The organism is Nocardia aurantia (assembly GCF_009604425.1).
In the GTDB taxonomy this organism is placed as follows: Bacteria; Actinomycetota; Actinomycetes; order Mycobacteriales; family Mycobacteriaceae; genus Nocardia; species Nocardia aurantia.
Genome location: NZ_WEGI01000019.1, coordinates 37,621 through 50,158, shown reverse-complemented (window position 1 = coordinate 50,158; position 12,538 = coordinate 37,621). Strand labels below are relative to the sequence as shown.

Annotated in this window: 12 protein-coding genes; 8 read left to right on the top strand and 4 right to left on the bottom strand. The window is 70.2% G+C overall.

All coding sequences use genetic code 11. The features are described 5' to 3' along the window. Positions 1 to 8: 8 nt before the first annotated feature. The 6 genes from NRB56_RS35045 (at position 9) to hisG (ending at position 5,247) form a co-directional block, all read left to right on the top strand. On the top strand, positions 9 to 842 hold the full coding sequence (locus tag NRB56_RS35045) for a class I SAM-dependent methyltransferase (protein WP_153348663.1): 834 nt from the start codon (positions 9 to 11) through the stop codon (positions 840 to 842). Further along, a complete protein-coding gene (locus tag NRB56_RS35040) occupies positions 839 to 2,650 on the top strand; it encodes a choline/carnitine O-acyltransferase (protein ID WP_319943980.1) in 1,812 nt (603 codons plus the stop codon). Before NRB56_RS35045 ends, NRB56_RS35040 begins: the two co-directional genes overlap by 4 nt. 201 nt (positions 2,651 to 2,851) lie before the next feature. Next, positions 2,852 to 3,079, top strand: a complete 228-nt coding sequence (locus NRB56_RS35035; protein ID WP_153348662.1) for a hypothetical protein — start codon at positions 2,852 to 2,854, stop codon at positions 3,077 to 3,079. A 117-nt stretch (positions 3,080 to 3,196) separates the two neighbouring features. Further along, entirely contained in the window at positions 3,197 to 4,006 is an 810-nt protein-coding gene (locus tag NRB56_RS35030) for a hypothetical protein (protein ID WP_153348661.1), read from the top strand. A 55-nt stretch (positions 4,007 to 4,061) separates the two neighbouring features. Next, positions 4,062 to 4,325, top strand: a complete 264-nt coding sequence (locus NRB56_RS35025) for a phosphoribosyl-ATP diphosphatase (protein ID WP_319943979.1) — start codon at positions 4,062 to 4,064, stop codon at positions 4,323 to 4,325. 70 nt (positions 4,326 to 4,395) lie between these two features. Next, positions 4,396 to 5,247 carry an ATP phosphoribosyltransferase gene (hisG, locus tag NRB56_RS35020; protein WP_153348660.1) on the top strand — a complete coding sequence of 284 codons (852 nt, stop codon included), beginning with the start codon at positions 4,396 to 4,398 and terminating at the stop codon, positions 5,245 to 5,247. A 9-nt stretch (positions 5,248 to 5,256) separates the two neighbouring features. Here hisG and NRB56_RS35015 read toward each other — a convergent pair whose 3' ends face one another. Beyond that, a complete protein-coding gene (locus tag NRB56_RS35015) occupies positions 5,257 to 6,165 on the bottom strand; it encodes a RecB family exonuclease (protein WP_194291107.1) in 909 nt (302 codons plus the stop codon). Positions 6,166 to 6,257: 92 nt separating this feature from the next. Here NRB56_RS35015 and NRB56_RS35010 point away from each other — a divergent pair, with 92 nt between their 5' ends. Further along, on the top strand, positions 6,258 to 7,091 hold the full coding sequence (locus NRB56_RS35010) for a tRNA (adenine-N1)-methyltransferase (protein WP_153348659.1): 834 nt from the start codon (positions 6,258 to 6,260) through the stop codon (positions 7,089 to 7,091). A gap of 71 nt (positions 7,092 to 7,162) precedes the next feature. Here the strand turns inward: NRB56_RS35010 and NRB56_RS35005 are convergent, their stop codons facing one another. Further along, positions 7,163 to 7,606, bottom strand: coding sequence for a hypothetical protein (locus tag NRB56_RS35005; protein ID WP_153348658.1), 444 nt, complete (start codon positions 7,604 to 7,606; stop codon positions 7,163 to 7,165). A gap of 697 nt (positions 7,607 to 8,303) precedes the next feature. On the opposite strand from NRB56_RS35005, the gene arc reads away from it, so the two are divergent. Then, positions 8,304 to 10,064, top strand: a complete 1,761-nt coding sequence (gene arc, locus NRB56_RS35000; RefSeq protein ID WP_153348657.1) for a proteasome ATPase — start codon at positions 8,304 to 8,306, stop codon at positions 10,062 to 10,064. A gap of 66 nt (positions 10,065 to 10,130) precedes the next feature. On the opposite strand, the gene NRB56_RS34995 is transcribed toward arc, so the two are convergent. Together NRB56_RS34995 and NRB56_RS34990 are read right to left on the bottom strand one after the other, a co-directional pair. Further along, complete coding sequence (locus tag NRB56_RS34995; RefSeq protein ID WP_319943978.1) at positions 10,131 to 10,853, bottom strand: peptidylprolyl isomerase; 723 nt, start codon at positions 10,851 to 10,853, stop codon at positions 10,131 to 10,133. A gap of 131 nt (positions 10,854 to 10,984) precedes the next feature. After that, positions 10,985 to 12,424 (bottom strand): aminotransferase-like domain-containing protein, encoded by a 1,440-nt coding sequence (locus NRB56_RS34990; RefSeq protein ID WP_319943977.1) that lies wholly within the window; start codon positions 12,422 to 12,424, stop codon positions 10,985 to 10,987. Positions 12,425 to 12,538: the final 114 nt, after the last annotated feature.

Below are 12,538 nucleotides of genomic sequence, written 5' to 3'. Positions count from 1 at the left end.
GGACACCGATGCCGGTTTCGCTGGACAACACCGGAAAAGCCTCCTTCGACGACATCTACGAAAGCTCCGATCCGAGCGGCTATTACCGCCGGATGGCCGAATTGGACTACTGCATACCGGATTTGGCGAAACCGCATTTCCGGCGGCTGATCGCCGACTATCGGGTGGCGACCGGATCGGCGCCCACGGTGCTCGACATCGGCTGTTCCTACGGCGTGAACGCGGCCGTGCTGCGGCTGGACACCACCGTCGGCGCGCTCGCCGAGCACTACGGGTCCGGTGACACCGCCGACCGCGCCGCGCGCGACCGCGACCGGCTGGCGGCCGCGGACGTCCTGCCCGACGTGCGCTTCCTCGGGATGGACGCCTCGGCGCCCGCGCTCGGCTACGCGGCGTCGACCGGGCTGCTGTCCGATATCGTGCACGCCGACCTGGAGTCCGCGGCCCCGACCGACCGGCAGCGCCGGGTCCTAGCGTCCGCGGATCTGGTGATCTCGACCGGCTGCGTCGGATATGTCACCGAGCGCACCCTGGTGAAAGTGGCGACGGCCCATGGTCGCAGGCTGCCGTGGATGGCACACTTCGTGTTGCGCATGTTCGACTTCACCCCGATCGAGCGGTCCCTGCACCGGTTGGGGTACCGCACCGAGCGCCTGCCCGGCACCTTCCGGCAGCGCCGGTTCGCCTCGGAGGCCGAGCAGGCGCAGATCGTGAACACGTTGTCCGCCAACGGTATCGACCCCACCGGCCACGAGGCCGAGGGCTGGTTGCATGCCGAACTGTTCGTCTCCGTACCCACCGCACCAGCCACGCCCACTCCGACCGCCGAGGATCGCCAGTGACCGACCGGACCTTCGCCCACGACGCCGAACTGCCGCGCGTACCGCTGCCCACGCTCGAGGACAGCTGCTCCCGCTTCCTGGCGTGGAGCGCGCCGCTGCTGACGCCGGACGAATACGCCGAGACCGAGCGGGCGGTGGCCGACCTGCTCCGCGCCGACGGCCCGGCCCGGATCCTGCACGCCGACCTGGAGCGTTTCGACCGCTCGGGCGTGGACAGCTGGCTGGACGAGTTCTGGCCGTCGCGCTACCTCGGCCGCCGCGACCGGATCGCGTTGAACGCCAACTTCTTCTTCCTGTTCCGCGACGACACCGCGCTGGCCCGTTCGACATCCGCTGATCAGGCGGAGCGGGCGGCCGCCGTCGTGACCGCGGCGGTGAACTACAAACTGCTGCTCGACGACGAGGCCGTCCCGCCGGTGGTGCAGCGCGGCCGCCCGCTGTCGATGGCGCAGAACCGATTCCTGTTCTCCGAGACCAGGATTCCCGGCGTGGGCCAGGACACCGTGCGGGCGCCCTACAGCGCCGCGCAGCCCGGCCCGTCGCCGGCGCGGCACATCGCGGTCTTCTTCCGCGGCAACATCTTCCGGCTCGACGTCATCGGGCCCGACGGCGTGCCGCACGCGCACGGCGATCTGGTGGACGGACTGCGCGCGGTGCTGAAGGCCGCTGCGGTGCGCGCGCCGGCGGACACCTCGGTCGGCCACCTCACCACGCTGGCCCGCGCCGACTGGGCGCCGCTGCGCCCGGAGCTGATCGCGGATCCGGCCAACCGCGCCACCCTGGACGTGCTGGAGACCGCCCTGTTCGCGGTCTGCCTGGAGGATTTCGCGCCGGTCGACACCCTGCACGCCTGTGATCAGCTGCTGCACGGCGACAGCGCCAACCGCTGGTTCGACAAGTCGGTGTCGTTCATCGTGTTCGCCGACGGCACCGCCGGCATCAACGTCGAGCATTGCGGCCTGGACGGCACCACGATCCTGTCCTTCGTCGACACGCTGCTGCGGGCCCCGGTCGCCGAGCACGAGACCCGCTTGGGCGCGACGGCGCAGGGCCTGCCCGCGCACGCCCCGCTCGAGTTCGCCCTCGACGACTCGCTGCGGGCCCGGATCGCCGCCGCCGGAGCCGATTTCGCGCAGTACGCCGCCGACAACGCCACGACCGCGGTGTCTTTCGACGATTTCGGCACCGATCGCGCCAAGGCGCTGGGCATCTCGCCGGACGCCTTCGCGCAGTTGTGTTATCAGCTCGCCCATCAGCGCAGCAAGGGCCTGATCGGCGCGACCTACGAGTCGATCGCCACCCGGCAGTACCGCGGCGGCCGCACCGAGGCGATGCGGGTGGTGACTCCGGAGATCCTGGAATTCGTTGCCGCCATGGAGGATCCGGCCGCCGACCGCGCCACGCGGCGCGCCGCCGCACAGGCCGCCGCCGCGGCGCACGTCGCCCGCGCCCAGCAGTGCCAGCGCGGCGAGGCCCCGGAACAGCATCTGTGGGAACTGCAGTGGATCCAGCGCCGCCGCGGCGCCGAACTGGGCGCCACCGAGCCGATGCCGTTCTACGACAGCCCCGGCTGGCAGATCGCCCGGGACGACTACCTGAGCACCAGTTCCGCCCCGTCGGTCAACATCCAGTACTTCGGATTCGGCTGCACCAGTGCGAAATGCATCGGCGTCGCCTACGTCCTGCTCCCGGACCGCTGGAATCTCTACCTCGCCACCCCCGCCCCGGTCGCGGACCGGATGCACGAGTTCGCGGCACATCTGCGCACCGCCGTCGCGGAGATGTCGGAGTTGCTGGCGACCACCTGAGCGACAGCCCGGCGACCGGCCCGACGGGCTGCTGGTCAGCCGCGACTGCGACGCCCAGTCGCCGCGGCTGGACCCGCTCGCCCCGGTACCGGCCGCGCAGGTGGCCGCCCGGCTCCGCCACGCCGGGCGATCGCCGCGGCGGTGGTGACCGGGCGGTGCGCGAGTGCCGTGGCGGCATGCCTGGCCGAGCCCGGAGTCGCTGTGCCACAGCATATCTGGACCGATATCGGCGGCGGTACGGACCGCCCGGCCCGGGATCTGGTGCTGCTCGGCAAGCGTCCCGACGGCGCGACGCACTGGCCCGATCCCCGGCGCCCGCTGCCCGCCGCCCGATTCTGGAGGCCGCCGAACGGCTCACGCTGCCACCGCACGAGGCCGCGCGCCGCCTCCGGCGACTGGGGTATCGACTTCCGGACGGAGTCGAGGTGATTCCGGACGAGTGAGTTCGCGGGTCCGCCGATTCGCCGAGCGGACGGGACCGCAGCGGTTACTCTGCCCTGAGGGATTCGCACGTGGTTCGCACACACGACCTCGATGAGGGACAGGATGAACGCAGCCGAGATCGACGATTCGTACCGTTGGGAGACGACCTACACCGGCGCCGACGGCACCGACCGGACCGATTCCGGCACAGGACGTTTCGGCAAACGCGACGCCCTGACCGGGCGTATCTGCGAAACCTTCGTCGAGGCCGGCACCGCGCTGTTCGATCTGCAGTGCGACGAGGTGACCGAGGGTCACTTCTACGACGTGCTGGACGCGCGGATCGAGGGGAACCCGGATCCGGACGTCCCGGTGCGGCGGGTGACGCTGGTCGTCCGCGACGGCTCCGGCGCGGAAAAGGTCTCGCTCGCAGCGGATCTGGTGTACCGGCCGGTCACCGGCGAGGCGATCGACCACTACCGGGAGCAACTGGCCGAATGGGAACGGCGCGACACCGCGCGGCGGTCCCGCCGGGCGCGCGCCGCGGCCCGGCAGTCGCCCGGGCCGAAGGCCGTGTCGGCCGATCCCGGGCTGCGGCAGGTGGTCGGCACCCTGCGGGTCGAGGCCGACACCGTCCGCGACGAGATCTTCACCCCCGACCACTGCCGCGAACAGCTCGCGCTGGCGGAGAACACCGTGTCGGCGGCCAAGGACGCCGAGCAGGCCGCGCGGGACCGCGGCGACGAGGTGGAGGCCGCCTACGCGCGCGCCTACGTCAACCGCTGGAAGCCCCGGATCGATCGCTGGGCGAGCATGCTCGAACTCACGCTCGAGGCGTACATGGACGCCGACGCCGTCGACACCCTGGCCGATCGGATCGCCGACCTCCCGATGCCGCCCGGCTCCGATCACGCGGAAGAACGCCCGGCCTGAACGCCCGGATACTCGGTTGCGGGCGGTGCGCCCGTATCTGCGAGAATGACGACCCGTGAAAACTTTCGAAACCCTGTTCGCCGAGCTCCAGGATCGTGCGGTCAACCGGCCGGCGGGGTCGGGCACCGTGGCAGCGCTGGACGCCGGCGTGCATGCGCAGGGGAAGAAGGTGCTGGAGGAGGCCGGTGAGGTGTGGCTGGCCGCCGAACACGAGGGCGACGAGGCGCTGGCCGAGGAGATCTCGCAGCTGCTGTACTGGGTGCAGGTGCTGATGGTCGGCCGCGGTCTGCGGCTCGAGGACGTGTACCGACATCTGTGACGGATAACCCGCCGGATGCCCGGCGGGCCGTGGACCGAATCCGTCACTCGTCCCGAAAGGACACCACCTCATGCTCCGCGTCGCAGTACCCAACAAGGGCGCGTTGTCCCAGGCCGCGGTCGAGATCCTCGCCGAGGCCGGTTATCGCAAGCGTGTCGACTCCCGCGACCTGACCGTCCTCGACTCCGCCAACAACGTCGAGTTCTACTTCCTCCGGCCCAAGGACATCGCCATCTACGTCGGCTCCGGCGAGCTGGATCTGGGCATCACCGGCCGCGATCTGGCCCTGGACTCCGGCGCGCAGGTGCACGAGCGCCTGACCCTCGGATTCGGCCGCTCGACCTTCCGCTACGCCGCCCCCGCCGGCCACGACTGGAAGGTGGAGGATCTCTCCGACAAGCGCATCGCGACCGCCTATCCGAATCTGGTACTCACCGATCTGGCGCGTCGCGGCATCGAGGCCGAGGTGATCCGGCTCGACGGCGCGGTCGAGATCTCCGTCCAGCTCGGCGTCGCGGACGCGATCGCCGATATCGTCGAATCCGGCCGCACGCTGCGTCAGCACGGCCTGGTGCCGTTCGGTGAGACGCTGTGCGATTCGGAGGCGGTGCTGATCGAGCGGGCCGGCGCCGAGCCGCACGACAGGGCCCGCAATCAGCTGGTCGCCCGGATCCAGGGCGTGGTGTTCGCCCAGCAGTATCTGATGCTGGACTACGACTGCCCGAAGACGTTGCTGGACAGCGCGGTACAGATCACTCCCGGCCTGGAATCGCCGACGGTCTCGCCGCTGGCCGATTCCGCGTGGGTGGCGGTGCGGGCCATGGTGCCCCGCAAACAGGGCAACGAGGTGATGGATCAGCTCGCCGACCTCGGCGCGAAGGCCATCCTGGCCACCGACATCCGCACCTGCCGCGCCTTCTGATCCGGCGGATCAGGCGGCGGCGGGCCAGCCCGGATAGGGCGGCGCGGCGCCGCCGTGGGCCGGGCACAGCGGGCGGTAGTCGCAATATCGGCACCACGGGCCGGGACTGGGCGGGAACTCGCCGGACCGGCCCGCGGCGCTGATCGCCGCCCACAGCGCCGACAGGATGCGTTCGAAGCGCAGCAGTTCCGGCTCGTCGGGGGCGTAGGTGAGGATCTGGCCGTCGGCCAGGTACAGCAGGCGCAACTGGGTGGGCGCGCGGCCGCGGCTGCGCAACATGATCGCGGCATAGAACTTGAGCTGGAACAGCGCCCGGTTCTCCCGCCCCGGCTCGGGGGCCGGCCCGGTCTTGTAGTCGACCACCCGCAGCGCGCCGGTGGGGGCGATGTCGACCCGGTCGACGTAGCCGCGCAGCGGGGAACCGTCGGGCAGTTCCGTCTCGACGAGATGCTCGCAGGATTCGGGATCGAACGCGGTCGGATCCTCGAGCCGGTAGTAGACCCGCAGCAGTCCCCGCGCCTCGTCCAGGAAATCGGGCAATTCGCCCGGCTCGAGCAGGGTCCCGAGGCCGGGGCGATCGGCCAGCAATCGCTGCCAGGCGGGCTCGACCAGCGCCGCGGCCCGCGCGGGTACCCGTTCGCCGCTCGGTAGCCCGTACAGCGATTCCAGCACCGCGTGCACGAGTGTGCCGCGTACCAGGTAGCGGTCCGGCGTTTCCGGAATCCGATCGATCGCGCGTAATCGATATTTCAACGGGCACAGAGTGAAATCTTTTGCGCGCGACGGTGAGAGTGCGGGGGCGCGCACGACCTCGGGCCGGGCGGTGGCGGTACCGGAGCCGATGTCGGCGGCGGCGCGGGGAGCGGTGCCGGAGTCGGCTTCGGAGTCCGCTGGGGTCGGCGTCGAGTCCGCTGTCATACCTGGCAGGCTAAACGGGGGTACCGACAAATCCGGTACACCCGTATCACCGTTCGCCGCCGACCGCGGACGCCCAGCAGAACAGGAGATTCATGACGGCCAGACGGACCGGCCCCTTCGCCGCCGGTGACCGGGTGCAGTTGACCGACGCCAAGGGCCGCCAGCACACGGTCGTGCTGGACCCGGGCAAGGACTTCCACACGCACAAGGGTCAGATCCGGCACGACGACCTGATCGGTCGCGATGAGGGCAGTGTGGTCCAATCCGCCAACGGCACACCGTATCTCGCGTTGCGGCCGCTGCTGGTGGATTATGTGCTGTCGATGCCGCGCGGCGCCGCGGTGATCTATCCGAAGGACGCCGCGCAGATCGTGCACGAGGGTGACGTGTTCCCGGGTGCGCGCGTGCTGGAGGCGGGCGCCGGATCGGGGGCGCTGACCTGTTCGCTGCTGCGCGCGGTCGGGCCGGAGGGCCGCGTGGTGTCCTACGAGATCCGCGACGATCACGCCGAGCACGCCGTGCGCAATGTCGAGCGGTTCTTCGGTGAGCGGCCGGCCAACTGGTCCCTGACCCTCGCCGACGTCGCCGACTACACCGGTGACCAGGTCGATCGGGCCGTACTGGACATGCTCAAGCCGTGGGACGCGCTGCCCGCGGTGTCGAAGGCGCTGGTCCCCGGCGGGGTCCTGGTGATCTACGTGGCGACGGTGACCCAGCTGTCGGAGGTCGTGGAGGCGCTGCGGCAGCAGCAGTGCTGGACCGAGCCGCGGTCCTGGGAGTCGCTGGTGCGGCCGTGGCACGTGGTGGGCCTGGCGGTCCGCCCGGAGCATCGCATGCAGGGCCACACGGCCTTCCTGGTGAGCGCGCGGCGCCTCGCCGACGGTGTGGTGCCGCCGAAGCCGCAGCGGCGGCCGTCGAAAGGCTGATCGGGCCTCCTGGCGGGCCGATCCGATCGCACCCCGCGGCTTCGGGCACGGGGTGCGGGATCGGGCGACGGTCAGCAGGCGGCGCGGCCGAGCGCCAGGATGGTGCACGCGCTGCCGTCGGTCAGCTGCCAGCCGGCGTCGCTGTGCTGCCAGCTCATGTGGAAGCCCGGGATGGTGCCGTGCGGCGAGGTGATCGCGACGGACGCGTCGGCGTTGTCGCCGTCGGCCCGTACATCGGAGACGACGAAGCCGATCGTGCCGTACCCGGCCAGCTTGCCGGTCATGGTGTCGATGTTGGCGGCGCGCTGCTCGCCGCTGACCACCAGCTTCTCCTTGTCGGCGGTCGAGATACCCGGGTCGACGAACTGATCCAGGGTGGCCTGCAACTCCGCCGGCGCGGGGGCGGGGGTGTCGGCGGCGGCGAACGTGCCACCGGCGGTCAGTGCGGCGGCGACGCCCGCGGCGGCCAGCGCGAACCGCGCGCCCCGGGCGGAACGATGGGTGGAGTTGAACATGGTCGACACACCTTTCGATCGAGCACGGGCAGCCGTACTGCCCACCGCAATGGTTAGGTGACCCTAACACCGGGTCGGCGCCGGTGCCGGGAGGGGTCCGCCGGAAGGCGGTGAATCGCAGGTCCGCGGCAAGCGCCGAGCGCCGGTGATGTCGGTCACGACGACCGAGTCGCGGCCTCGATCGCGCCGTGACCGCCCGCTTTCCGGTGTGTAACGTACGCGGCGGTTGCGCGGCGCTCGCCGGGGGGTGGAAATGCGGGCCCGGACGGGCCGGAACCCGCGATTCGCTCGTCCCCTCGCGATTGGTGCCGGAGTGATTGCCGGGACTGGAGTGGTGCGAGTTGATCAATGAGGCGCCGTAACCGGTCCGAAATCGCCGATACATCCCGATCGGCGCGGTTTGTGGCCCCGCCGGAGCGGGTAGCGCCTACGAGGTTGCCGCCGAAACGCGAGCGCGGAACCACCGATTACCTGTAGAACAGGTGGAACCGGGAATAGAACCAGGAAGGAGCGTTGTCGAGAGCGCTTTCCACTCGCTGCGGTGAAATTAACTCGCCGGAAACGGGTTAGGTGAAGCTAACATGGTGGTCCGGTCGCCGACCGCAGCCTAGATGTGATCACGACGAAACCATGTAGGAAAGCGAGAACGGTTCGCGCCCGGTAGCGTTGATAGACCGGGACTGGGAGGAGCAGCATCATGAGCCCCAACGAACATTCCGATTCGGCGGCCTGGCGGGAACTCGAAGCGACTCGAGCCGAGTTGGCTGCATTGCGCAGGCAACTCGCCGACTCGCCGGATCGCGCAAGGGAATTGGAAGCCCGCATCGATTCGCTGACCATTCGCAACACCAAGCTCATGGACACCTTGAAGGAAGCCCGTCAGCAACTGGTCGCGCTCCGTGAAGAGGTGGACCGGCTGGGCCAGCCGCCCAGTGGCTACGGCATTCTACTCGATGTCTACGAAGATCAGACGGTCGATGTGTTCACCTCGGGGCGCAAGATGCGGCTGACATGTTCGCCGAACATCGACACGGCGACCCTGCACTACGGCCAGACCGTCCGGCTGAACGAGGCGCTGACGGTCGTCGAGGCCGGCCTCTTCGATCGCACCGGTGAGATCGGCACCCTCCGCGAGATCCTCGACGACGGCCGTCGCGCCCTCGTGGTCGGCCACGCGGACGAGGAGCGGGTGGTCTGGTTGTCCGGCCCGCTGAGCCGGCTGGTCGACGTCGACGATGTCGACGATCCGGACCGCCCGGTGCGCAAGCTGCGGCCCGGCGATTCGCTGCTGGTCGACACCAAGGCGGGCTTCGCGTTCGAGCGGATTCCCAAGGCCGAGGTCGAGGATCTGGTGCTGGAGGAGGTGCCCGATGTCAACTACGAGGACATCGGTGGCCTGGGCCGGCAGATCGAGCAGATCCGTGACGCGGTGGAACTGCCCTTCCTGCACAAGGATCTGTTCAAGGAGTACGCGCTGCGGCCGCCGAAGGGCGTGCTGCTGTACGGCCCGCCCGGTTGCGGTAAGACGCTGATCGCCAAGGCGGTGGCCAACTCGCTGGCGAAGAAGATCGCCGAGGCCCGCGGCGAGGACGCCAAGGAGGCCAAGTCCTTCTTCCTCAACATCAAGGGCCCCGAGCTGCTGAACAAGTTCGTCGGCGAGACCGAGCGGCACATCCGGATCATCTTCCAGCGGGCGCGCGAGAAGGCGTCCGAGGGCACCCCGGTGATCGTGTTCTTCGACGAGATGGACTCGATCTTCCGCACCCGCGGCTCGGGCGTGTCCTCCGATGTGGAGACCACGGTCGTGCCGCAGCTGCTGTCGGAGATCGACGGCGTCGAGGGCCTGGAGAACGTGATCGTCATCGGCGCCTCCAACCGCGAGGACATGATCGACCCGGCCATCCTGCGGCCCGGCCGCCTGGACGTGAAGATCAAGATCGAGCGCCCGGATGCCGAAGCGGCACAGGACATCTTCTCCAAGTACCTGACGGAGACCCTGCCGCTGCACGTCGACGATCTCCAGGAGTTCGACGACGACCGCGCCAAGTGCGTGCAGGCCATGATCGAGCGGGTCGTGGAGCGGATGTACGCCGAGAGCGAGGACAACCGCTTCCTGGAGGTCACCTACGCCAACGGTGACAAGGAGGTCCTGTACTTCAAGGACTTCAACTCCGGCGCCATGATCCAGAACATCGTGGACCGCTCCAAGAAGTACGCGATCAAGTCGGTGCTCGAGACCGGTAACCCGGGCCTGCGCATCCAGCATCTCTACGATTCGATCCAGGACGAGTTCTCCGAGAACGAGGACCTGCCCAACACCACGAATCCCGATGACTGGGCTCGCATCTCGGGTAAGAAGGGCGAGCGGATCGTCTACATCCGCACGCTGGTCACGGGCAAGAACGCCTCGGCGAGCCGCGCGATCGACACCGAGTCCAACACGGGTCAGTACCTGTAGGGTCCGAGAACGCAGGCGGCCGCGCTCCTTTCCGGAGCGCGGCCGTTGCTCGTCGTGCGGGGTGACTCAGTCCTGGTCGGCGGCAACCGAATCCAGCACCACGCCGGCGGCGGGGGAGCCGTCGGAGGAGCCGTCGGCGGTGCCGCCGCCCGCGATGTTCTGCAGCACGTCCATACCGGCGGTGATGCGCCCGAACGGGGTGTAGTTGGCCGGCAGCTGGCTGTCCTTGTAGACCAGGAAGAACTGGCTGCCGTTGCTGTTCGGGCCGGAATTGGCCATCGCGACGGTGCCCGCGGGATAGACCGCGCCGGCGAGGTTCTCGTCCTGGAAGCGGTAGCCGGGCCCGCCGCGGCCGGTGCCGGTCGGATCGCCGCACTGCAGCACGTAGATGCCCTGGGTGGTGAGCCGGTGGCAGCGGCTGTGGTCGAAATACTGCTGCCCGGCCAGGAAGACGAACGAGTTCACCGTGTGCGGCGCGTTCGTGGCGTCCAGGGCGACGGTGATCGGCCCGCAGTTGGTCTGCAGGGTCGCCGAGTAGCCGGAGCCGGGATCGATCGACAGCGCCGGTTCGCCCGGGAACTGTTTGCCGTTGGGCTGGCCGTCGGTCGGCGCCGAACAACCCGCCACCGCCTGGTGCAGCGGCGCCGGGGCCGCGGCGGCGTGGCCCGCCGAGAGAACCGCGATCGAGAGACCGGCGGTCGCGAGGCCGAACCGGCGCAGCGCGCGGGTCGGCCGGCGGCGCCGGGACTGCTGGACGTCGAGCTGCGGAGCCTGTGAATCGGTGCGCACCTGGGAAGGTCTCCTTGCATCCTGTCGCGTAACGGTTGATGTTTGCCCGGCATCATTCCAGGTCGCCTGCAAGTGTGTGCAGCGAAGCCCCGGATCGATGCTCGCACAGTCGATTTGCCTTTTTCGCCCGATCAGGACCGGCGGACCCGGCGGTAGGCGGGCGCCGCGGCGGCCGCGGTGACCAATTGCCCGGCGAGCCGGTCGATCCCGGCCTCGGCGAGGGCGGCGACGGTGATCCGCAGGTGGGCGATCGGCGGATGGTCGGTGACCTCGAACGGGCCGCCCGGCGCCGCCTTGACGCCGGCCGCGGCGAGCGAGACCAGGGCGGCGTTCTCGTCGGCGACCGGCAACCAGAGATTGATGCCGTCGCCGCGGGGCAGTGCCGTCCCGCGGCGGGCCAGTGCCGCGCGCAGGGCCTCGCCGCGGGCCCGGTAGACGGCACGGGCGGTGCCGACGGCCCGCCGCGCGTCGTGGTCGGTGAGCATGTGCACCAGCACCCGTTGCAGCAACCGGCTGGTCCAGCCGGGGCCCAGCAAGCGCCGCTCGATCACCGGGTCGAGCAGTTCGGCCGGCCCGCCCGCCACCGCCAGCCGCAGATCGGCGCCGTGGGATTTGGAGTACGAGCGGATGTGCACGGTCTGCCGCGGCAGCCGCGCGCCCAGCGAGCGCAGCGGCGTACCCGCGATGCCCGCGCTGTGGTCGTCCTCGATGACCACGACCCCGGTGCCGGCCAGGACGCCGGCGAGTTCCCGGGCGCGCCGGGCGGTCAGCGCGGCGCCGGTGGGGTTCTGGGCGCGCGGTTGCAGCAGGAGCGCCACGGGCGCGGATGCCGCGACGGCGGCGGCCAATTCCACCGGCAGCGGCCCGGATTCGTCCAGACGGACCGGGACGGTGCGGGCCCCCAGCCGGGCGAGCAGGTCGAGAAACGGTGGGAAACAAGGATTCTCGACCAGTACCGCGTCGCCGAAGCGGACGTGCGCGGCCAGCAGCCGATCGACCGCGTCGATGGCGCCGTCGACGACGGTGAAACGTTCTGCGCGCCAAGGCCAGTCGGCGCGCACCAGCGTCTCGAGCTCCGGCAGGATCGCGCTCCCGAGATAGGTGGCCGACAGCCGGTCGATGGCGGGGTCGTCGGCGAGCACCCGCAGCGCGGCGGTGAGGTCCGGCAGCAGCGCCGGATCGGGCACGCCGCGCGACAGGTCGATCGCGAAGGCGTCGTCGGAGGACGGACGCAGGCGCTGGTACCGGCCCGCCGACGGCGGATCCGGCGCGGTCCCGCCGACGAAGGTGCCGGCCCGGCCGCGCGCCACGATCGCGCCGGTGGCGGCCAGCGCGCGCCACGCCTGGGTGACCGTGGCCGGTGACACCCGCAGTTCCCGGGCGACCTCCCGCACGGTGGGCAGGCGCGCGCCCGGTGGCAGGGCGCCGGATCGGATGTCGCGCCGCACGGCGGCGGCGATACCCGCGGCGGTGCGATCGGTGAGTCCGGCGGTGAAACCGGCAGACGGCCCGGCAACCTCCGCGGCGCCGGTCTCCCGCCCGGTTTCCGGTGACCCGAGTTCGGCTGTCACAGCGCAATTCTGCGGGCTCGCCGAAGGCCGGACCAGGACCGCCGGGATTTGTAACGACGGCGAAACTGTTTCCGTCAGATTGTTACACAACGAACGCGCTTCAGGGGGCAATAT

Excerpts from the sequence above, each read along its gene's own strand:
- NRB56_RS35045 (WP_153348663.1), top strand. The coding sequence starts at position 9 with ATGCCGGTTTCGCTGGACAACACCGGAAAAGCCTCCTTCGACGACATC.
- NRB56_RS35030 (WP_153348661.1), top strand. The coding sequence starts at position 3,197 with ATGAACGCAGCCGAGATCGACGATTCGTACCGTTGGGAGACGACCTAC.
- hisG (WP_153348660.1), top strand. The coding sequence starts at position 4,396 with ATGCTCCGCGTCGCAGTACCCAACAAGGGCGCGTTGTCCCAGGCCGCG.
- NRB56_RS35010 (WP_153348659.1), top strand. The coding sequence starts at position 6,258 with ATGACGGCCAGACGGACCGGCCCCTTCGCCGCCGGTGACCGGGTGCAG.
- NRB56_RS35015 (WP_194291107.1), bottom strand. The coding sequence starts at position 6,165 with ATGACAGCGGACTCGACGCCGACCCCAGCGGACTCCGAAGCCGACTCC.
- NRB56_RS35005 (WP_153348658.1), bottom strand. The coding sequence starts at position 7,606 with ATGTTCAACTCCACCCATCGTTCCGCCCGGGGCGCGCGGTTCGCGCTG.
- arc (WP_153348657.1), top strand. The coding sequence starts at position 8,304 with ATGAGCCCCAACGAACATTCCGATTCGGCGGCCTGGCGGGAACTCGAA.